Here is a 22121-nt window from a genome sequence, read left to right as displayed (position 1 = left end):
CACGATCGCAAAACAGACCGGCGAGCAGCTTAGTGCCCTTCGCCACTCTTGGCTGGAGGATGAGAATGATCGGCATCATGCTTTTTCTTGACTTCGACAACCGGCTTCGCGGAATGGAGCCAACGGTCGTCCGAGTAGTAGCGGGTGCGGCGACCGATATCGGGGACCAGCATCAGCACAAGGAACAGACTCATCATGCTGGCGGGAATGGTGAGGACGTACTTCCAGTTGGCTTCCCACTTCAAGTGCATGAAGAACAGCATGACAAGGAGCGCCTTGGCGACCGAGACGGCCATCATCGCCGCCCACATCACTTGCGGAGCTTCCTGTCGCAGTGTTTGCGAGTTGCCCACCAGGAACGAAATGAGCGTGAGCACGCACAGCGCGACGAACACGCCCAGATAAACGCCCAAGCCGCCATGCGACGCATGGGCCTTCGTGGTGGCGCCCAGGTGCTCGCGATGCACCTGCTTATCGATGCCGTGGTCGTGGTCCATGTTTGCTCTCACTATCTACAAGCTGATGTTGCGATCAGCGGATTGCGGTCAATGAATTGATTTAGAACAGATACAGCAGCGGGAAGAGGAAAATCCACACGAGATCGACAAAGTGCCAGTACAGGCCGACGTTCTCGATGATGTGGGCTTTCGTCGAATCCAATCGCTTGGGCAAAATCAGGGCGAAGGCGAGCAAGCCAACTGCGACGTGAATCGCGTGGAAGCCCGTCATCAAAAAGTACGTGCTGGCCCACATGTTGCCGCTGGGGATCTTCATTGGAAGACGGAGCCAATGAAAATGCTCGTTCAAGCCGCCATGGGCTTCTTCCAAGATGGTTTGAACCTTAGTGCGCGAGGTGAGTGCCTTCAGGCGATTGTCGAGCGGAGTAATCTGCTCGTCGAACTTACCGAGTTCCTTGGTCTTTTCGGCCAGCTTCGCGGTTGCTTCGGTAATCTGCGCGTCGATTTGAGCGGCAGGTGTGGGCTGATCTTGCAGGGCAACGAACGTCGTGCCATTGCTGTCGTTTGAGCCCGTTGCGCCTGCGGCTGGAGCAGCCGGTTGCAGCTTGGCTTTTTGATCGTTGAGTTGCTTGATCTGGTCGGTGAGTTGTTCGGCCTCTTTGGCAACGGCCGCGCGATTCGTCGCGATCTGCTTCAGCGATTGATTCACCTCGAAGCCTTCGCGTTCGACACCGGCAAACTCTTCCTTCATGATGCTGGTGAAGATTTCGTGTTTGGCATCAGGAGACAAGTGAGCATCGTGCCCGCGATGGAGAGGATAGACAGCCATCGCCAGTCGCTCCAGCGCAGCGCGGCGTTTGAGCGGATCGTTGTCGAGTGCGGCGATGCTTTCGGTCCACTTGGCAAACTCGACCAGTTGGTTAAGAGTCTCAAGTCGCTTGGTCTCTTCTTCCGTGAGCTTTTCCTCGGCAGCCACTTTGGTGGTGAGTTCCGATTGCAGGGCGACCAATCGTTGACGAACCGCTTGCACGTAAAACAGGTCAGCCCGTTCATGGATCAGGCTGCGTGGAGTTGCCGGGTAGATACCGTGTTCGAACTTCGACTTGTACTCGAAACCCTTCACACCGATGAAGACGGTTCCGAGGATGAGCGTGAGAGCGAGCCAAAAGCGAGACAAGCTGGCTTGGTTCGACTTGGCAGCCTCGTACGACAACACGATCGTCACGCTGGAGCAGATGAGCACGAAGGTGTTCATCGCGCCGACCCATTCGACCAGGTGCACATCGTGCGGCAAGGGCCACGTGCCGGTGGGCGCACCGAAACGGAGCACGATGTACGCGCCGATCAGACCGGCGAAGAACATGATTTCTGTCGACAAGAACAGCCACAAGCAAAGCTTGCCATTGGGAATGGGCAAGCTGCGTTGGTACTGCAGCTTGATGTGTCCGTGCCCATGATCGTCGTGGGCGTGTGCATGATCCGACATAGCAGACTTACCGTTCTGGGCGGGTGATAAATATTTGTGCGTGCGATCAAACTAAGCAACCGGCCACGCCGCGAGACAAATGCACGGGAGCGTGGCTGGCAAATACAGGAGCGAAGCGAGCAGCAAGGCGCGGCTCGTTTGTTCGTTTTGATTCTGAAAGAACTGCCAGGCAAACCAGCACTGACCGGCGGCCAGGGCGATGAGCAAGCCGGCGGCTACTAGCGACGGCAGCGACATTGAACCGGCGAGCAGCCCCAGGGGCAGCAGCACCAGCAAGACCGCAAAGCTGATTGCCTGCCACGCAGCGAGGCGGCCGGTCTTGTCGACGACAGTTGCCATCTTGTGGCCGGCGCGCTCGTAGTCGTCTTGATAAAGCCAGGCGATGGCCATGAAGTGCGGCAACTGCCAGAAGACGAGAATCGCAAACAGGACCAGAATCGGAGCGTTCAGTTCGGCACCGGTTGCAGACCATCCCATGAGCACCGGCATGGCGCCGGCAACAGCACCGAACCAGGTGTTCCAACTGCTGATGGTTTTGAGCGGAGTGTAAATGAGCACATAGGCGGCCCATGTTCCCACGCCCCACAGCACGGCAGCGGAATTGTCGGTGCAAAGCAACAAGCTGCTTCCTGCGGCCATCGTCACCGCGACGAACGTGAGTGCGGCAAAAGATGTGATCCGTCCGGCAGCAATCGGCCGCGAAGCCGTGCGCACCATGCGTTGGTCGAGCTTGCGTTCGAGCCAATGATTCATGCCGCTGGCACTTGCCCCAACGAGCAGCGTGCCGATTGAGGCAGCGAGCATCGTAGGCCAGGTGCAACTGCCGCTGGTGGCGACATAGCAACTGGCAAGCACCACGAGCGTGACGAAGACGCCGATACGTGGCTTGGCCAGTTCGAGAAAATCGAGTGCGCGACCCGTAATCGCGGTGCGGCGATACGGAATGGCGAAGGCAGAACTGGGAAGATGCGAACTGCTCATGCGGTGGGCCTCACAAGCAGCAACGGAGCGGCAGTGGCCAGCACTGCGGCTGGACGCCAGTTGCGCGAGGCCTGCAGCGACATGATAACGGCAGTGGCCAGAATCAGCGAACCGTTCGCCACGTGAGCCGTCGCGAGAATGGCCTGAAGAGCGGACTTTTCGTAGTTCACATGCGAAGCCGCGAACTGGAACGAGCCCATCCATTCCGGCCAAGAGTATTTGGTTACGTAGGTCATCACGCCCAGACCGATCTGTAACGTCACTAACAGGAGCAACGACCAGCCGACCCAACGCGAGACCGAGCGATCATTCTTGGCGCGAATAATCGTCACGCCGAGCAGCACAGCCTGGGCGAGGATCATGATGGCGAAGACCACGTGCAGCAACATCACCGCACGGAAGAAGCCAGCGGTGCTGGTCACCGGTACATGTCGAACAAGTGCGCCGAGCACCAATTGCAAATAGCAAACAGCCGCAAAGCCCCAGGTGGCGGTTGCCAATCGAGCGGCCGGCTGAGCATCTTGCTGAGGGCCAGCGAACGGAAACCGTGCGGAGGTAACAAGAGCAAAGGCGACGAGGGACACAAAGAAGACGGGACCGGTGCAACCGTGCAGCAGAGCCACCAGGCGCTCATCAAGCACCACGCGTGCGCCCCCCATCACACCCTGCAAGATCACCAATCCAAGTAACCCGCCCGCGAACTGCTTCAGCCAGAGAGGCGTGCGAGTCACAAACGTGCTGACCACCAAGGCAATCATCAGCAGGCCGGCCACGGCACCCAGCAAGCGATGACCATGTTCAATAAACAGATCCCAATCCGCGCCGAGCCAAGTCGTCAGCGGATAGGCGAACATGTTGTAGCCATAGGTTCCCGGCCAATCGGGTACAGCCATCCCCGCGTCGTAGCTGGTCACCAAGCCACCGACCCAAATCAGCGGAAACGTGACCAACGCCGCCAGCAAGGCGAGGCGGTGAGGCCAGCGATAGCTTGTCGGGGTGATGGTGGTCATGAGAGTACGCTTGATGGATCAACGGGCGAGGAGCAAATCAACAATCGGGACAAACCTAGTGCGCTGGTGGCTTAAAACGCCTGGCGGGATCAGCCGGCGGCGGCTGAGTTTGTGGATAGAAGTCGGTATCGACTTCAGGCGAGCCGTACTCGTAAGGACCGCGATAGACGATCGGTTGGAAATCGAAGTTGCCGTGTCCCGGCGGGCTTGGTGCCATCCACTCCAGGCTGTTCGCACCCCACGGATTACGACCAACGATCTGGCCGAAGAAGATGCTGCGGATGAAGTTGAACGCAAAAATCACTTGCGTCGCCACCATGCCAATCGCACACCAGGTCATGAACTGGTTCATGGGGAGCAAGTGGCGGAAGGTTTCGTAGTCGTACGGATCGGCCAGACGGCGGGGGAAGCCAACGGCGCCCAGAATGTGCATCGTGAAGAATGTGCCATTGAGGAACAGGAACGTCAGGAAGAAGTGGACCTTGCCGAGGTTCTCATCCATCATGCGGCCGAACATCTTCGGGAACCAAAAGTAGATCGAGCCGAACACTGCCATCGCCGTACCCGCAAAGAGCACATAGTGGAAGTGAGCCACGATGAAGTACGTATCGTGAATGAAGATGTCGACGGGCGTGGCGGCCATGAAGATGCCCGAGAGCCCGCCAATGATAAACATCGAGACGAACGACAAGGCAAACAACATGGGCGTGGTGAACTGAATCTTGCCGCCCCAAACGGTTCCCAACCAATTGAAGGTCTTCACCGCCGAAGGCAAGGCGATCATCATCGTGCTGACCATGAAGGTCATGCCGAGGAACGGGTTCATGCCCGAGACGAACATATGGTGACCCCACACGATAAAGCCGAGGCCGGCGATACCCGAGATGGAGTAAACCATCGGCTTGTAGCCGAAGATGGGCTTGCGGGCGAAGCAGGAGATGATATCGCTGACCATGCCCATCGCGGGCAGAATCATGATGTACACCGCAGGGTGCGAATAGAACCAGAACAGGTGCTGCCACAGAATCGGTTGGCCACCGCCAGTAGCCGGCAAGCTGTTATTCACCACCAAGCCTTCGGGCAAGAAGAAGCCTGTGCCCAGTGTACGGTCGGTGAGTTGCATGAAGCCCGCTGCCGTGAGTACCGGCAGAGCGAAAGCTTGCAGAATGGCCGTGATGAACATCGCCCAAATCGTGAGGGGAAGGCGAAACATCGTCAGACCAGGGGCACGCATTTGAATGATGGTGGTCATGTAGTTGACCGAACCCATCATCGACGAGACACCGACAAAGGTGACACCGAGCAGCCATAAGGTTTGCGGCCAGTGGCTGCCTGGAGCGGCATCCCACACCACCGAAAGCGGCGGATACGAAGTCCAACCACCGCCAGCACCGTAAGGAGGCCAGAGGAAGCTCATGCCAATGCAAAAGAACGCTGGCCACATGAACCAATAGCTGAGCATGTTGAGCGTGGGGAAGGCCATATCGTCCGCGCCGATCATTAGCGGAATCAGATAATTTCCGAAGGCACCGGCCAGAATCGGAATGATCACGAAGAAGATCATCACCGTGGCGTGCATCGTGAATAGCGTGGTGTAGAACTCGGGCGAGATCTGGCCACCTTCCGCCGAGAAGAGCATGCGGCCAATGACCGGCATGTCTTGCCAGGGGTAAGCCAACTGCCAGCGAATTCCCAGGGCGAGCAAGCCGCCCACCAGGAACCACAACAGCGTGGAAAACAAAAACTGCAACCCGATGATCTTATGATCGAGCGAGAAGACGTAGGTGCGAACGAAGTCGCCCACACTCATGCCGTGTGCGCCGTGACCGTGATCGTGATCGTGCGGCTGAATTGCTGTCGTACTCATTGCTTAACCTATTCTCCCACGGGCGGAGTAAAGGACGAAACCTCTTGCTCCTGCCACGATTGTTCCAGCCATTTATCTAATTCAGCGCGACTTTGCACGACGATGCGGCCACGCATCTTGTAGTGACCCCAGCCACACAGTTCCGCGCACACAATGTCGTAGGTGCCGGTCTTCTTGGCTTGGAACCACACAAACTGCTGCATGCCCGGAACCACGTCCTGCTTGACGCGCAAGTGGGGCAAAAAGAAACTGTGCAACACGTCCTGGCTCTTAATGAGCAGCACGACGTCTTCGTTCAGGGGCAGGTGCAGGTCGTTGACCTTCAAAATGTCGTCATCGTTCCCCAGCACTCCATCCTTGCCGGGATAGCGAATACGCCATTCAAACTGGCGGCCGGTGACCTCGGCGAAGGGAGGCCGGGGAACACCTTTCGCGATCTCGGGGCGGCGAATCTTCGCATTGGCCCACACCGTCATCTGGAAGATGGCGATGAACAGCAGCGCTGCGGCGGGAATGATCGACCAGATCACTTCCAGCTGATGGCTACCGTGAAAGTACTTCACCGGCTCAGTGGTAACTGCCGCGTCGTACTTCCAGAGAAACCAGAAGAAGACCAGGCCGGTACCAATGAAGATGGCCCCGGTCAGTCCCAAAATGAACATGAACAGGTTATCGATGGCATGTGCATCGTCACCGCCAATGTTGACGGGGAGCCAATGGTTCTCCATGGGCCAAAAGCCGGCCATTGCCCAGACAAAGCAGAGCACGCCCAGAATTGGCACCGATAAGAACAGCAAACTCCAAAATCGACCCACGACAAAACTCCTCAGACAGGCTTGGCAGATAGAAAACGACTGGACGAGACTCGCTCGTCACGCAGCGACGCTCGCTACCTCACCCCGCGGTCATTGGCTGGCTCGGGAACATTCTGCCGCGGATCGCTGATCGACTCGTACGGCAACGATTGAACGTAATTGACGATGTGCCAAACCTCTTGATCGGACAAGGCATCGGGCTTGGCGGCTGGCATCTGCGCGCCGTCGATGCCGTTGCGAATTCGCCAGAAGATATCAACCGGGCGACGACCGCCACGGAACACACCTTGGCGCAAGTTACGCGGCTTTAGATGGCGAGGCTCGAGCATCCCCAGACCGGTGAACTCGGTGATCAACTTTGGATCGCCCTTGGGGGTGATGAACTCTTCGGTCCACTTGTCGTACAGATTCGTTTGGCCGTCACCGAGTGCCGAAACACCGTGGCACGAAGCACAGTTGGCGCGAGTGCCCTGAAACAACTGCTTGCCCAACTGACGCGAGGCGGCGAGTTCTTCACCGGTCATCTCCGGTCGACCGACGACAGCAACCGGCTCGGTTTCGGCAGCAACCCAGCTACCGACAACACCAGCCACCACCTCCTTGATCAGGTCCACCTTCGCGGGATTAGGATTGGCAGGGTCATCGATCAGGCGCTCCTCAGGACCCAGATTTTGTTCGGCCCATTGGCTGAGCAAGTTCCGCTCAACTTCGCCGCGAATCGACAGGTACCGCACGTACTCGACCAGTGCTTCGACTTCGCTTTCCGGCAGCAGCAAAAAGGCAGGCATCGCTGTGCCGGGCACGCCTTCAAGCAAGATCTTGCGCAGGTCAGCATGGGTGGGCTTGGCACCGACCGGAGTCGACTTGAACTTGAAAGTGCCACGGCGATAGTCGCGCGGGTAGGGATTCAAAAAGGCCGCGGTCGGCCCAGCACCGTCGCCGGTAATGCCGTGGCAGTGAGCACAATGTTCGCGATACAGCCCGCGAGCTCGTCCCTGCTCATCGCTGCCGACCGCACCTGCGGCGACCATCAACTTGCCGCTGTTCATGACCATGGTCATGTCGACGTCTTTGACGGCGGGAATCAGCGGAGCATTGGGAGTACCAAAGAGCGCGGCCAGGATTTCGTCCAGGTCCTGCTTTTGCTGTGCCGAGAAGCGGAAGGCATTTCCGTCATCGTCCTTGGGAACCTGGTCTTCCACTTGACGAATAAAAGTCGAATAGCGGCGGAACTCCGGCGGTGGCGAACCACAGCCGGCAGTCAACAGACCGCTCACGATTACTAGCAGGCAAACTATCCAACGCAAGTTCATAATTCTCATCCCGGTCGCGACTCGCTTGGTCACGGGCAGGCTACAGTGCTTTCGACAACGTCTGGGAAGTTCTTCTCAGTCACTATTTCACAAACACGGACTCGTTGAGCGTGACATCCAGTGTTTCGGTGGCGTCATTGGCAAGTGTTTTCTTGAAGCGACCCTTGGTCCACTTTTCGTCCTTGCCATTCACCGTGGCCGTGCCGACGAACCCGGCTCGTTCTTGCCACACAGCGAACTCGAGTTCGACGCCCGCAGGAACATTCTTGATTTCGAAGTTGCCATCCTTATCGGACACAGCAAAGTATGGGTTGTTGCGAGTTAGCAGGCGAGCCGACATCCACGGGTGAATGGTGCAAGCTACAGGGTTTGGAATGCTCGACTCGCCCTTAGGCTCATAAACCGTGCTGCTGTTAGCACCGATGGTGACATTGATGGAAGCAGCTTTGCTGCCTGCCGAAGCACTGATGCTGGTATTGTGACCGATGGGGTCACTGTTCTTGATCAGCACCTTCTGCGTCGAACGCATCACGAACACGTGGCTGAGGAAAACGCATTTCTCTTGATCGAAGGGTTCAGCAAGCTGGTCGTTCTTCTTCGTCAGATAATCGGCGTGCTCCCATTTTTCGTCGCTCGGAATCTTTTTCGACAGATAGATCACGACATCGCGGATGCCTTTGCTGCCGGGATCGACAACCAGTGACTGTTCGAAGACCTGCTTACCTCCAGGAGCACACACATCTTGGTCTTTGTCGACCCGGAGAGCCGTCGCTGCGGGTACCGTACCAGCGAACACGAACTTGCCCTTGATGGTGGCCCAACCCGTGGGATCGGCAACGACGGCGGCAGTAGTCGCTTCGGCGGTGGCGCCAGAACCAAACGCCTTGGCAAGCGAATCAACATTCGCCTGATTGACGTAGCTGTTGGGCTGACTCGTACGCTCACAACCGGCGACCAATAGCAGGCCGCCAGCGAAGAGACAAATCGTACTGACTTGAACAAACCGATTCACGGTTCATGTTCCTTAATGCGAACAGACGGACAATTTACTTCTGCAGTACGCTCAGCGGAATCTTGAATTCGCCCAGGTCGGTGGCACCCTTCACATCGACTTCGATGCGACCCAACTTCCAAGCAACGTCCTTGCCATCCTTGTTCGCCTTGGTGACAAAGCCGGCCTTCTCTTGCCAAACGGTAAAGGTTCGCTTGCCTTCGGGGACGTTCGGAATCGTGATTTCGCCCGCTTCGTTGCTGACGCCAAAGTACGGGTTGTCACGAATCAAGATGAAGCCGCCCATCCACGAGTGAATCGCACAGGCGAGCGGCATCGGGCGATTCTCGCCCTTGGCAAAGGTCTTCTTGGTCGAACCACCGGCAGGAATCAGATCGTTGAACGAAGGATTCGAAAACAAGTCGGCCTTCACGTTGTGACCAACTGGATCGGGATTGCCGAGAATCAAGGTTTGTGAGGTGTGAATCGCAGCGACGCGGGGTTCGTAGCGGCAGCCAAGGTTGTCGACTTTCACTTCCTTCGGCAGCGCGGCGACGGCGGCGGCACTTTCCGGAGCCTTGGTACCTGGCGCGACGTACAGGTACATCACGATGTTCTGCAGGGCATTGTCCTTGCCGACCTTGATGCTTTCATCGACGAGCATCTTCGGCCCACAGAACTCGGGATCCTTATTGATCGTGAGTTTGGCGGGCTTGGGCGCTTCGCCGTCGAGTTTGAACTTGATCTTGATGCTGCCATCGGCGGCGAGAGCCACAGCGGGCAACAGAATCGCTGCGACGACCGCGGCGAAAGAGCGAGTGGAACGATTCATGAGAGGACTCCCCAGGTGAAATGGATGGCTTCGCTGTGGGTTTATCGCAAAGCCAGGCGGGAAACAAACACGCGAAACTCAACCCTCAAATCATCATATCAACTTATCAATGGCGGACCGCCTTGTTCGCCCTGTGGAAAACCAATTGGACCGGAAAACCGCACGATTGCGGCCCTCCGTTTAGTTTGTCGCCTCGGCGGGTGCCGCCGGTGTTCCTTCGGCTGCGGGAGTCGCGGCTGGTATCAAGGGAGCGATCTTGTTTTTGCCCTTCGAGAATTCTTCGAAGTTCATCAGCAGATCGACCAAGCCTTGCACCTGTTGCTCGCTATCGCCCACGAACAGGTCAGCCGGAGCTTTGCCTTGAGGCTCGCCAGGCTGGTACGGAATGTTCACGGGCATCGCCGTGTAGGGCAGGATCATCTTCGGATTGCCGATCCACTGCCGCAGGTAATCGGAACGCAGCCGACGGTGGATATTGGCCAGATCCGGAGCCTTGGCTCGCTCGCTGCCACCTGGATCGTAGTCGCCGACGATATGACACTTCACGCAGAAGTTCTTGTCGATGACGATCTTCATCGCATCGTCCAGCCGATTTGCGTCGGGACGCATGGCCTGCTTGGCATAAGCAGCCTGCATTTCGGCCAGGTGGCTATCGAGACGGACTTCAGCCGACTCGTAGGGGAAGTTCGCGTTATCAACGGCGGCGAAGTAGTTGACCAGTTTGGTCGCTTCGTCGCGCGACATGTTGAACTTCGGCATTCGCAAGAACACGGCTGGACGAATCGGATGAGGTTCGAGCAGGAACTCGTACAACCAATTCGTTTGCACCTTGTTTCCTTCGCCGAACAACGGCGGCGGCAACCAGCCATAGGCTTCCGTACCGCTGGCGTTGGGATTTCCCGCTTGTTCGAGCTTGGTGACGCGCGGCAATAGGTAGCGAGTGAGCATACCGCCATTCGCGGTGTAGGCACTGTTCACCATGCTGCCGGGGATCGACATCTTGGCCTGACCCGGTAGATAGACGTGACCATCGACGATCGACCAATTCACGATCTCGACCGACAGCTTGGTGTTGCGGGGATCGTAGCGATCCTCAAGGACGAGTTCGCTATCTTCCACGTCGACCAATTCCGGCAAGCCTTGGCTCTTGGTCAAAGCAGGAATACCGATGAGCGTCGAGTGAAGCCGATTGCTCGCGTCAGGAATGCTAGCCTTAGCCAGTTCCGCCGGCGAGACATGCACCTGGAGGAACGGGAAAACCGGTCCAGGGAGAACCTGCTCGCCGAACTGACCCGGCGGATAGCTGATCTTCCACTTGTCGGCTTCCAGAATATGGCAGCCGCCGCAGTTGAACTTCTCGAGAACCACCTTGCCATCAGCGATAGCCTTGGACCGCGGATCGGCGCGGAACAAGTACTTCTCGCGTGGTGGCTCAGCAACGAGACCCAGCACGAAGGTAATGATGGCTTCGCGATCGCGGCTGTCGAAGGGGAACTGCGGCATTCGCAGTCGTTCGTTGAACCGCTTATTGAAGGTCTTGTTGTAGTCGTAGCTGCGTGGCTCCTTCAGCTTTTGATAGATGAAGCCGATGCGGCTGCCGTGGCCTACTTCATGGTGATAGTATTCTTCCGAGCCTGGAGGCAACGTATCGTCGGGGGCTTCATGATCGTGAGCATGGTCATGCGCGTGATCGTGGCCTTCCGTCGACGTTGCTGCAGTATCGTCTTTGTGGCCCGCAGCATCGTCGCCGGCAGGAGCGGCCTTTTCGCCATGCGAGGCAGTGCCGTGACCGTGCTCGATGTAATGCGAGATGTGCTCGAAGGCTAAACGCGAGGGATCCTTGCGTCCCCAGTTTTGCAACTGGGTGCCGATGGGCTTGGCATCTTCAAAACCGACAACGTCGTGGCAACCATAGCAGCCATACTTCGAAACGGTCTTTAGCCCGATATAGCGCAGCCGCTGGGCATCGCTGAGCGTGCCCCCTTCCGGAACAATCAACTCGGTTTCGGCACCCTTGAGTTCCGAACGCATCGACTCAGGAAGGCCCTTTACGTAATACCCTTCCGCAGCATCCTTGAAGAAGGCGTCGTTCAAGTATTCGAGCGTCAGCTTCTTCAGGTGCTCTTGCTCGTCCTTATTCAGCTCAGCCAATTGCTGCTGAGATTTAACGGGCTTCCAGCCACCCTTGTTATCGTTGAGCAGGTAGACAGCGATATCTTCGGCCGGATCGTAGAACCTGGTGGTCGTCTTGTCCTTGCCGTCGGCGTCTTTGACAGGATTGCCTTCGGCATCCTTCTCCACTTCGACGAGCTTCACTGGGTCCAGGAAAAGATTCGGCATCACCGTTCGAGCGTGATACTTGGTCGGCTCCTTGATCCAGCTATAGAGCCAGCTAGGACCCTTCGGGTTCGTTTCTGGGGAGAACTTGGCGCCGACGTTCGATAGATCGGGACCTTGCACGATCTCACCGGCCGCACGGAACTTGTCGGTGTCGGGGAAGTCGTGGTGGGTGTGACACGCCAGGCAGCCGCGGGTTTCGAACATCTGCTTGCCGCGCGTGATCATCTGCTCGTCGGTCCATTCCGAAATCCCCTCGGGACGCTCGACGGGCTCGAATTGCTGCGAGCGATCCATCAGGTAGGCCACCAGGCCCCGAGCCTCGATGGGTTCGAGTTGCTCGGCTACGTGCTGCGAAGGTTGATCATCGCGGAAGTGATCCCACAGACCAAAGAACCGCGGCATGCGGGTCGACTTGCGGAAATTCTGCGGATCCCAGATCCAGTCGTACAGAAAAGCCGTATCGACCTTCTGGGCAACAAATCGCAAGCTGGGGCCGACCTTACGGAGCGAACCGGGAGTTTCGACATCTCGCAGCATAGGAGCGATGCGATGGCTTTGCGGCGCGAGCACCGTGCCGTACTTACCACCGCCGGAAACCTGGTCTTCTTCGACCAGCGACAACAACTGGCGACGCACGCCATTTTCGGCGGGATGATTCGTCAACTGTCCGGCGAGGCGAAGGACTTCAGCCAGTTTGCTTTGCGTACCAGCAATGGCTTGCTTGTCTTCGTCCGATTCTGGACGAATGGTTTCCAGTTCCTTGGCTCGCAGATTGGCTTCCCAAGTGAGTTGTTGGGCAGCTGCGAAGAAGTTGGGCTCCAGCCGCATATCGGGACCAACGCGACGCGAGGGACCATCGTAGCCATTCACTTCGTGGCAGCCAAAGCAGCCGTACTTGCGAATGAGATGATAGCCATGCATCAATTTGGGCGCGGGTGGATCGGGAAACCGCTGGCTGGGCTCCAGTTCCACCACGTCGTGATGGCACTTGAGGCAGGTCGCCTGAGCAAAACGCGACGGATACATCGGATAGATCCAGTGATGGTTGTTGAACCAACCATGTTCCTTGGACCATTCAGCCGCTTGGGTGGGATCGTTAGGCGTGTGCGAAGCCCACTTAAAATCGGTGGCGCTACCTTGCCCTTCGTGACACACGGTGCAGGCAAAGGTGGCCAGCTTGTGCGGGCTCGAATCGCTGAGGAACAAATCCAGCCGCGGATGCGAATTGAATGGATGGGGCAACCCGCGCTTGATACCCACGCGGAAAGGCTTGCCGGCTGCAGCCAGATCGAGCAGTGACACCGTGGCGCGCGGAGCACCCCGGAACTGACCGAATAGTTCGCTGCCGTCGATTGACGCAATCACATCACCCACGAGCAAACCGGGCCGAGTGGGAATGGTCGAATTGTCTTCGGGCAAAATGCCCGTGGCTGCTTGCTGTTGAATCTCTTCACCGGTCGGCTGTTGCGCGGGGGCGTCGACATTGATGGGCATTGCCGCAGCACCTGGCGACTTGGGCTGAACGTACTTGACGATGACATCGTCAATGTCCAGCAAACCGTGGTCGGCCAGCTTCAGACCGAGAGCTTCTTCCAAGCTGTAGGGAATCGGCTTACCAGCGGCGTCAACTTCGGGCAATTTGAGGGCGACGCGGGCGGCCTTCATTTCTTCCGCGGTGCGCGGCGTGATGATGACCTCAAACTTGTTCTCGTCCGTGTAGAGCGGTGAAGTGGGATCGCCGGGCAACGACTTTTGCATCGAACCATGGCAAGTCGTGCAGCGATCGAAACGCCGCACCTTCGCAAAGTTGTAGTCCTGCGTCAGGTCCGCACTCCAACGCGTATCGGCCTTGCGCGTCGCGCCGAACGCATCCAGAATGGGCAGGTTGACAATCTTCTTGCCGGGACCATACCAAGGAAAGCTGTCGTAAGTTGCGATGTAGGTTTCGCGCTTCTCGGTGGCTGTCTTCGCCAACCGCTCGAGTGCTGCGCGGCTGTCGGCAAGGTTCTTTTGCGCGAGGTCAACGGGAGCGTTGATATTCTTGACAATCGCTTCCAGTTCTTTGCGATGAGCGCTCAGGGCCTGATATTCCAGATTGAGCTTATTCAGCTTGGCGACTTGCTCATCAATGGCCTTTTGACGGGCTGGCATCTCGGCGGTCAGGTTATCGCGAATGGCGATATCGAGATCGGCCTTGGCCTTGTCAACGTGGGCCGACTGGAACTTGCGATCGCCCAACTTGAGCGTTTCGCGACCTTGAACCAGATTCACTTTGTCTTGCAGCAACTTGACAATACTGACGCGCTGATCAGCAGCATTTTCTTCGGCAGCCGCAGCTTTCTTCTCGGCTTCATTGGCGGCATTTTGCAGTGCGGCGTCGTCCAGCTTGGCATCGGCGGCTTCGCGCGCGGCATTGGCAGCCTGGCGATCTTGAGCGGCCGTTTCTGAATCGCTGCGTAGGGTTTCCAATCGCTTGGCTAAATCGGGAAGCTCACCGCCGACAGCCAAGTCCGGAAAGTTCGTTTTGAATTCCGTCATCTCAGCATTGAAGGCGAGAATGGCGGCGGGATCGATTGGCAAGGCCCGGGCTTTACTGACTTCGATGGTCAGTTGCGAAACCTGCTTGTTGGCTTCGTCCGTCCGGAACTGCTCTTCGCGCATTTCGGTCATGCGGCGATCGACTTCAATGACAGCAGCCTGGGTGTTCTTCCACGGGCGGAAATGGTCTTTGTAGAACATCCAGATCGTGCACAAGGCCAGCACGACACCGGTCACCGCAAAGATGCGATGCATGAGCGTCATACTGCGCCAGGTCGATTCGGTTGCGGGCATGTCTTCTCTCCGCCTCGGCGGCCTTTTCTCAACTCAATTTTGGGGCTATTCGAAACTCAAGCCTGGTTCGAGCAGCACTAAAAATTCATCATGTATTCGGGCAATGCGATGAAGTACTTTAGGTTGGCCGTCCAGCGGGCAACCATCTTCAGCGGCAGTAGCATCATCATCAGCAGCAGATTCGTCAGCACCATGTAGCGAATGAAACCCATGCGGACAAACAAGTCCTGAAAGAACTTGCTAATAACCACAAGCAGCGGGGGCAACACAGTGAGATAGGTAATCACCAGGAAAATGCCCGGCGACTCTCGCAGCATGATGTAGAGAAATTTTATGAACGCCGACGAGCCTTCCGGAGCAGCAGGACGGCTGCCACCGAGAGCCCAAACCCAGACGTATTCCGAGAGATCGACGTTATTCAACGCTTCGACTTTATGCGTGTCCCAATACTCGTACGGACCGAAGAAGTTCCAGTTGGGCCCGCGGAGGAAGGTTCCCATCACGATCAGCGTGATCCACAGAACCAGGAAGCCGAATTGGAACGTGATGTAGGCAAACTTGCGTTGATCGATCGTGTAGTAGCCATTCCCCTTCTTATTGAAGTCGATGTAGGGAATGGCCATGAGACCGGCGACGACCATGCTGGGCAGTACCACACCTGCCATCCACGGATCGTAGTACACCAGCATTTCTTGCAGACCCAGGAAGTACCAAGGGGCCTTCGAAGGATTCGGAGTCTTGACTGCCGAAGCAGGCTCTTCGAGCGGAGCTTGCAGCAGGATGGCCCAGACGAGCAGGAACGCCGTGAGGGCGACCATGCAGATCAGTTCGGTGTAAACGAGATCTGGCCAGACGAGCACTTTTTCGTTGTCGAGCTTTTCGAGCGGTTCCAGGCCCTGCAAAGCGCGGTCGTCGTTCTGCACTGCCTGATAAGCACTCAGCCACGTAAAGAAGCCGAGCAAGAACATCAGGCCGACGATCGGCACGTTGTCGGGCTTCATCACGATGAGCGCGAAGTTCTGATCGGTCATCGACATACCGAGCAGCAGCATGGCCAAATTGAGCATCACCCAAGCCACCATCGGCTTCACAAAGAAGCGGCGACCGAGGTACAGAATCGTTAGCAGAACGAGTGACCCAATCGTGTACCACGTCGGGCTCATGACGTAGTTAATGCCGTTTCGGAGCGACTGAGGCAGCGAGATGAACGGAGCCAGCGTGGCCGAACCGCTGAAGCCAAGAGCGGCCATCAACAGAAACACCATCGAGACGATCAGCCACACGATGGAACTGGTAAACGGAAACTTGGCGACGGGGAGACGAAAGAAGGTTTGATCGCGGCCGGACTGCCAAATGATGACGGCAATGGCCGCGTTCATCACCGACATCAGCAGGTAATACGATCCCAAGAACGTGGCGATCTTGGGGATGAAAATCTCGAGTGGTTCAATTCCGTGCATCGCAGCCTGCCATTTACCAAACCAAAGACCGACAGCCCTGACTTTTCAGCAACACGTCGATAAACCCATTCCACCATCGCCTCGGGCCGACGATCCTCGCCGACCCTTGCTGCCAAACCCTACAACGGACCGCTAATGCCGCCGTCCTTACGGACTCGCCAGAAGTGGATCGCCAACAAGAGCGACACAGCGAGCGGAATCGCGACGCAGTGCAACACGTAAAAGCGATTGAGCGTTTCTTCACCCACAAATCGCGCACCGAGCAGACCGAAGCGGGCATCGGAGGCATTGGTGACCATGCTGATACCGTCCACAGTCAGGAACATCGCACCAGGTCCTTCAGAACCCAGCAGCGGTGTAGCCTTCGCCATATTCGAACCCACCGTGATCGCCCAGATTGCCAACTGATCCCAAGGCAGCAAATAGCCCGTGAAGGACATTAACAACGTCAGCAAGAGCAAGACGACACCAATGACCCAGTTGAACTCGCGCGGCGGCTTGTACGAACCGGTGAGAAACACGCGATACATATGCAGCCAGACGGTGATCACCATCGCGTGCGCGCCCCAGCGATGCAACTCGCGGAGAATGCCGAGCGAGGTGACGTCGCGGAGTGCGAGAATATCGTTGTACGCCCATTCCAGCGTGGGCCGGTAATAGAACATCAACAACACGCCGGTGACCGTTTCGACCAGAAACAGAAAGAACGTCACACCACCCATGCACCACGTAAAGCTGAGAGCAATGCCTTGCTTTTTGATGGAGACGGGGTGCAAGTGCAGGAAGAAGTTCGTGAGCATCACGACGATGCGATTGCGCCGATCCAGCGGAGCCGGATGGCGGAAGACACTCTTCCAAATCTGCGATTCGCGGATGATTTCGCCGAGCGTGGCCATAGGAGTGGTTCGTGTATCGAGTCGCAGGAAAAACTAAAGAAGCCAAAAGCTGAAGCCCGGAAGTCATTTTCATTCCGGCCGGAATCAGCAACCACCGACTACACCGGCACGTAGGAGGCAGCGTCTTTCCATTGACCCTGCTCTTGATTAAACGTGCGGCTCTTATCGACTTCTAACTGACCGTCGTCGGCCAGACTGATGGCATAGCGTTCCAGCGGACGAGGCGCGGGACCTTCGAAATTAATGCCGTCCTTGTAGAAACCACTACCGTGGCAAGGACACTTGAACTTCTGCTCGGCCTCGAGCCAGTTGGGCGTGCAGCCCAGATGCGTACAGACGGACTTCAGGGCGAAAATCATCGGACGACCGTCGAACTCGTACCGCACAATCCAAACGCCAAACTCAGGAATGAACTTGGTCTCAACCTGACCGGGACCAAAATTGGTTGGCGGCCCGACCTTAAAGCGAGTCGGGGGCTCGATCAAAATATTCGGGAACATGAAGCGGGCCAAACCCAGCAGCCACATGACATGCGTCACCGCCAGCGAAGTAAAGCCAATGGCCAGCGACGAACCAAACAGAGCACCACCGGCGGCAGCCAAGAAGGTACGACGATCGGGATCGGTGACCGCTGCCGGGCGAGCAAAGGCAGGCTTGGCGGGCATCGGCGGAGCTTCGAGTTTTTTCTTGCCAGCCGGCGCGGGGACAACAACCCCCTTGGCCTCCGCTTCAGCCTTCGAAACAGGCCCGGGCTTCGCGGCCTTGCGAGCGGCAGCGAGGATACTTGCAGTGTCTTTAGGAACCGCGGCCGCAGTGGCGGCATCGGTCTTCGGCGGAGCTAGCTTCTTCTCGGCAACCGGAGCAGCGGCAGCGGCCGGCTTTGGTGCGGCAGGAGCAGCGGCGACGGGCTTTTTGCCGGCCTTGGCCATCGCCAGAATATCAGCGGCGCTCATCGAGCCGGGCTTGACTGCAGCCTTGGGCTTTTCAGCGACGGGCGCAGCCTCAGATGCCGCAGACTCGGAAGCGGCAGGCACATTAGCGGGAGCCGCCTCTACAGCCGGAGGCGGACTATCCGCGGGCTTTTTCGCACCGCCAGCCTTGGCTGCAGCAAGGATTTCCTCTACCGACATTTTTTTGGCCATAACGCCAAGCCTTTACCCACAGTCGCGACGCCTCAGCTGCGGCGCACGCAAAAAATCAGGATGGACCGCCCGCGATTCGATTTGCCGATTACGGCGATAAGTCATTTTCCGGAAACGACTTGTAGCCAGAAACCGCAGCAGCTAGGCCTTGTGATATTTTTCACAATCCCTGCCTCTTAAGTTCTAGCTGGTTATTGACATCTGTCAACCACCCTGAAGCGGGTGGCTGTGCTCCGCATTCCTCGCGAACAGAGGAAGCTCCGTCGTAAGGTGCGTTGGGACAAGTAATTTAGCCGGGGCAGGAGAAAAGTTGAATCGGGCGCGGGCAGATATTTTGAGTGCCCGCCCATTCCGCGAAATTAATCCACAATGCGGTTCTCTGCCTTCATCAGCAGGACGAAGTCTGCGTCAGCAGGTTCGCCTGGCAATGAACTTTGGCCGGCGAACTGAAGGCCGCGCGCTTCAGCTCGAATGAGAAAGCTCTTGTGATCTCGCGAAAGTCCAACGTCCAGGATGCCGCGTTTGTCCGTACGGCCCAGTTGCGAGAATCTGCCGTTATCAGTCAGTGGCGCAATCAGGACGTTTGCATTGTGAACGGGGCGCTTGGTTGTTGCATCCAGCACGTAAATGCGATGATCTGGGGTGGAATCCCAGCTCGCCCACAGCACAAACAGCAGGATGGGAATCATCGCGCCGGCGCAGACAAGTGCAAATATCCGCTGCATGGAAGGTCACCCCAATACCTAAATACCAATCTGTCCTAGCATGTCGATGAAGCGACTCAGGGCGGTCGAGATCTGCGGATGCGAAGCTTCGAACTCGAGCACTTTTTGCTCGATCAGGTTTTTTGACTCGGTTGTGTCTGGGGCCTCATCCGAAGCCTCTCCGCGAGATTGCAGCGCGCTGGAGATATCAGCTGCGGCCGATTGCAGCAGCGCGCGGGTCTCGGGATCGGAAGATTCCAGGTTGTGAAGCTCCCGCTCCAGTTCAGCGATGGCGGCTCGCAAGCGGTCGGCTTTGTCGTTCATGGCCAGGTATCTTTCGGAGGGGGAGCCAGCATTTTCAAGTGAGCAAACGAAGGAGCCCGGTCAATTCTAACGGAGAATTGCCGGGCCCGCAGCGGTTGTTGGTAATGAAGTCGAGCGACTACTGCGGCTTGACCGATTCCGCCGGAGTCGAAACTTCTTGCACCTTCTTCTGGGCCAGTTCGGCGGCGGCCTTCAGTTTGCCGACGACATCTTTCACCAGCGAAGCTGGCAGGGCATAGCTTTCCACGCGGCCAGCACGGGCGATGTTAATGCCTAGGCACTTGCCATCGAGGTCGACAATGGGGCCGCCGCAATCAGCGGGACGCAGGACCGTGTCGTGTTGAATGGCGAGCGAGAAACCCGCGCGACGTTCGCTCAGCGGGCCACCCAAGTTGTTCTGAAATTCGGCCCGTTCGCCGCCATGAAACAGCGTGGCGAGATTGCCCAGCGTGACGGTAATCGCCATGTCTTTGTCGCCCCGTTTGACGGTCAGCTCCAGGCGTTCGCCGGGCATGAAGGCTCGCACGGTTTCGATCAGGTTCTGCCGTCCCTTGATGTCTTTGCCGTTGATCTTGGTGACGATGTCTCCCGCTTCCATGCCAGCCCGCAAAGCTGCGGAATCGGGCATGACTTTCTCGATGCGAGCCACGTCGTCTTTCTGATCGAGCTGCACGCCGAGAGCTCCCGAAGGAGCGGCGATCTTGCGAGCCCCCACGCTCACCACGCCAATGGCGATGGGATCGAGTTCCAGGCCGGGAGTAATCAGCCAGCTACCAACGGTGGCGTCGGCAGTGTCCGACCAGGAGATCGAATGCAACTTATCGGCGGTGATCTTGAGCAGTGCCAGGTCGACCGTCGTATCTTTGCCGACCAGTTCGGCATCCATCTTCCGGCCGTCGAGCAGTTGGACCGTCAGCTTACCCTTCAGTTCGCTGGCCTTGGTAACCACAAAGCCTTGTTGATCGACGACAGCGCCAAGCGCTGCCTTGCGACCATCCGAGAAGACGCGCACGGTACTTTGAGCTGGATCGCGAACGACGTCACGAAACGCAGCAAGCACCTTGGAGTGCGAACGCTCACTGGCCAGCAGCGAAGCCGGAGCCAGCGCGAGCAAAGCTACGGGAACGATGGACCACAAGAACAACGACCAACTGCCGGCAGACAATTTCATGGAACAAGCACTCCCTGAAAATGATCCCTCACCGCGGACATGACTTCCTACGTTGCCTGGCGTGAATTCTCGGTCGTTGTTTCATTGCTGCAACATCGCCGGCTTTCGCCGCGCACGCAAATCCAGTTGAATCATACTGAGTTCGTGGCCAAAAGACGAATTTATTGACCGTTCAATTACATTACTTCCCTGCCAGCATTATCGGCGGTGGCTATTCGCAGACAGCACTGTCATTCTCCCCGCTTGCCGAGCACTAGCTTCAGCTCGAGCGTTTCTTCGCCTCGCTTCACCTGCAACTTGATGCGTTCCCCAGGCTGTTGTTCCTGTACTTGCGCCGAAAGTGAGGGAAAATCGGTGATTTGCTTGCCGTCAAACAGCTCGACAATGTCCCCTACCTTCAAACCCGCCTTCTCGGCTGGGGAGTTGGGAAAAACATGGGCGAGCTTGGCATTTTTTGCATCTTTTTCCCCACGGACACCCAAAAAGGGCTCCTGACCCGGAAAGTGTCCCCAGGCCTCAGCCTTGAGCATGCGGTCCCAGGTCTCTTTGAACGTGTTGACCGGCACATGCATATTTGCGGTAAGTGGCGTCGCGATTCGGCTGTTGATGCCGATCACTCGGCCTTCCATGTCGAATAGCGGACCACCCGAGTCGCCGCCAACGAGAGTGCAGTCGGTGGTGAGCACGGTCCGCTCCACTAGCAACAGCCGGCCCAAACGCAGCACCGGTTTGCGGTCCGATTGATAGCCGCCAGGGTGTCCTGTCGCGAGCACCCACTGCCCTTCACGCAACTTGGACGAGTCACCCATTTCAAGATGCGGAAAGTCTTTCCCTTCCGTGATCTTCATCATGCCGCCATCGACGCTCCGATCGAGCCCGAGGGTCTCGCCAAACAGTTTGCGGCCGTCATAAAGCTGAAACAGCACTTGCTTCTTTGGCTGACCAGACACATGCGCCGCGGTGAGTACGTAGCCTTCTTTGTTGATGATGACGCCGCTCCCTTGAGCCGCGCCCACCTGCACACCGACAGTTGCCTTTTGCAGCTTTTCGCTGATCTTGCGCACGTGATCCTGCATCAAGCGCAGGTCGGCAATCCCGCTGGGGTTGGCGCCAGCAAAGATCTTGGCCAGGCGCGGATCGATCGCTTCGGGCGCGGGCGGTGCGATGGAGTTGATCGCCGGAGCTTCGGGCTTCTGAACCGGGGCGACATCCGCTGCTTTCACCACCGCAGGCTGCGATGGCGGCGGATTATTGACCTGGGCGGTAGCAACCGGAAGGGAAATGAAGAGTGCCAGCGCGAAGCAAGCGAATCGCTGCACGAAGGGCATCCTGCTGAACGTATTACCTGCCGTCATCGGCCGCCATCCCGTTTTATAGATCGAGCAAGAGGCAAGGTCGCCGCGCGAGGGACCGCTCGCCGGAGCGCTTCCTGCTGAGTCAGTTTAATCATACCCAACTGCCGAGCGAATTTCCCCTCGCCAGCCAAATTTTGCCTCACC

General features: G+C 57.4%; 17 protein-coding genes. All 17 read right to left on the bottom strand.

Features of this window, described 5'->3' with window-relative positions; genetic code table 11:
• Positions 1 to 29: 29 nt before the first annotated feature.
• Entirely contained in the window at positions 30 to 497 is a 468-nt protein-coding gene (locus tag NA78x_RS02660) for a cytochrome C oxidase subunit IV family protein (RefSeq protein ID WP_425616871.1), read from the bottom strand.
• 61 nt (positions 498 to 558) lie between these two features.
• Positions 559 to 1944 carry a cytochrome c oxidase subunit 3 gene (locus NA78x_RS02655; RefSeq protein ID WP_425616870.1) on the bottom strand — a complete coding sequence of 462 codons (1386 nt, stop codon included), beginning with the start codon at positions 1942 to 1944 and terminating at the stop codon, positions 559 to 561.
• Between the two features lie 51 nt (positions 1945 to 1995).
• The gene (cyoE, locus tag NA78x_RS02650; RefSeq protein WP_425616869.1) at positions 1996 to 2925 is read right to left on the bottom strand and encodes a heme o synthase; all 930 of its coding nucleotides are present in this window, start codon (positions 2923 to 2925) and stop codon (positions 1996 to 1998) included.
• Positions 2922 to 3935 (bottom strand): COX15/CtaA family protein, encoded by a 1014-nt coding sequence (locus NA78x_RS02645; protein WP_425616868.1) that lies wholly within the window; start codon positions 3933 to 3935, stop codon positions 2922 to 2924. The genes cyoE and NA78x_RS02645 overlap by 4 nt, the downstream gene beginning before the upstream one ends.
• Before the next feature lie 55 nt (positions 3936 to 3990).
• Complete coding sequence (locus tag NA78x_RS02640; RefSeq protein ID WP_425616867.1) at positions 3991 to 5802, bottom strand: cytochrome c oxidase subunit I; 1812 nt, start codon at positions 5800 to 5802, stop codon at positions 3991 to 3993.
• Between the two features lie 8 nt (positions 5803 to 5810).
• Positions 5811 to 6617: a cytochrome c oxidase subunit II gene (gene coxB, locus NA78x_RS02635; RefSeq protein ID WP_425616866.1), complete on the bottom strand. Its 807-nt coding sequence runs from the start codon at positions 6615 to 6617 to the stop codon at positions 5811 to 5813.
• A gap of 74 nt (positions 6618 to 6691) precedes the next feature.
• On the bottom strand, positions 6692 to 7930 hold the full coding sequence (locus tag NA78x_RS02630; protein WP_425616865.1) for a c-type cytochrome: 1239 nt from the start codon (positions 7928 to 7930) through the stop codon (positions 6692 to 6694).
• Positions 7931 to 8012: 82 nt separating this feature from the next.
• Positions 8013 to 8942: a hypothetical protein gene (locus NA78x_RS02625; RefSeq protein ID WP_425616864.1), complete on the bottom strand. Its 930-nt coding sequence runs from the start codon at positions 8940 to 8942 to the stop codon at positions 8013 to 8015.
• Positions 8943 to 8976: 34 nt separating this feature from the next.
• Complete coding sequence (locus NA78x_RS02620; protein ID WP_425616863.1) at positions 8977 to 9753, bottom strand: hypothetical protein; 777 nt, start codon at positions 9751 to 9753, stop codon at positions 8977 to 8979.
• Between the two features lie 180 nt (positions 9754 to 9933).
• Positions 9934 to 14925, bottom strand: a complete 4992-nt coding sequence (locus NA78x_RS02615) for a hypothetical protein (RefSeq protein ID WP_425616862.1) — start codon at positions 14923 to 14925, stop codon at positions 9934 to 9936.
• 77 nt (positions 14926 to 15002) lie between these two features.
• Positions 15003 to 16385, bottom strand: coding sequence for a hypothetical protein (locus tag NA78x_RS02610; RefSeq protein WP_425616861.1), 1383 nt, complete (start codon positions 16383 to 16385; stop codon positions 15003 to 15005).
• 119 nt (positions 16386 to 16504) lie between these two features.
• Positions 16505 to 17281, bottom strand: coding sequence for a cytochrome b N-terminal domain-containing protein (locus NA78x_RS02605; RefSeq protein ID WP_425616860.1), 777 nt, complete (start codon positions 17279 to 17281; stop codon positions 16505 to 16507).
• Positions 17282 to 17379: 98 nt separating this feature from the next.
• Positions 17380 to 18423, bottom strand: a complete 1044-nt coding sequence (locus NA78x_RS02600) for a Rieske 2Fe-2S domain-containing protein (protein ID WP_425616859.1) — start codon at positions 18421 to 18423, stop codon at positions 17380 to 17382.
• A 359-nt stretch (positions 18424 to 18782) separates the two neighbouring features.
• Positions 18783 to 19148, bottom strand: coding sequence for a hypothetical protein (locus tag NA78x_RS02595; RefSeq protein ID WP_425616858.1), 366 nt, complete (start codon positions 19146 to 19148; stop codon positions 18783 to 18785).
• Between the two features lie 18 nt (positions 19149 to 19166).
• The gene (locus NA78x_RS02590) at positions 19167 to 19451 is read right to left on the bottom strand and encodes a DUF4404 family protein (protein ID WP_425616857.1); all 285 of its coding nucleotides are present in this window, start codon (positions 19449 to 19451) and stop codon (positions 19167 to 19169) included.
• A gap of 118 nt (positions 19452 to 19569) precedes the next feature.
• The gene (locus tag NA78x_RS02585) at positions 19570 to 20622 is read right to left on the bottom strand and encodes a S1C family serine protease (RefSeq protein ID WP_425616856.1); all 1053 of its coding nucleotides are present in this window, start codon (positions 20620 to 20622) and stop codon (positions 19570 to 19572) included.
• Between the two features lie 230 nt (positions 20623 to 20852).
• The gene (locus tag NA78x_RS02580) at positions 20853 to 21941 is read right to left on the bottom strand and encodes a S1C family serine protease (protein ID WP_425616855.1); all 1089 of its coding nucleotides are present in this window, start codon (positions 21939 to 21941) and stop codon (positions 20853 to 20855) included.
• Positions 21942 to 22121 lie beyond the last annotated feature (180 nt).

Origin of the sequence: Anatilimnocola aquadivae (assembly GCF_049819085.1) — a bacterium.
GTDB lineage: Bacteria > Planctomycetota > Planctomycetia > Pirellulales > Pirellulaceae > Anatilimnocola.
The sequence above is the reverse complement of the archived record's forward strand: the minus strand, read 5'-3'. Positions and strand labels throughout refer to the sequence as shown.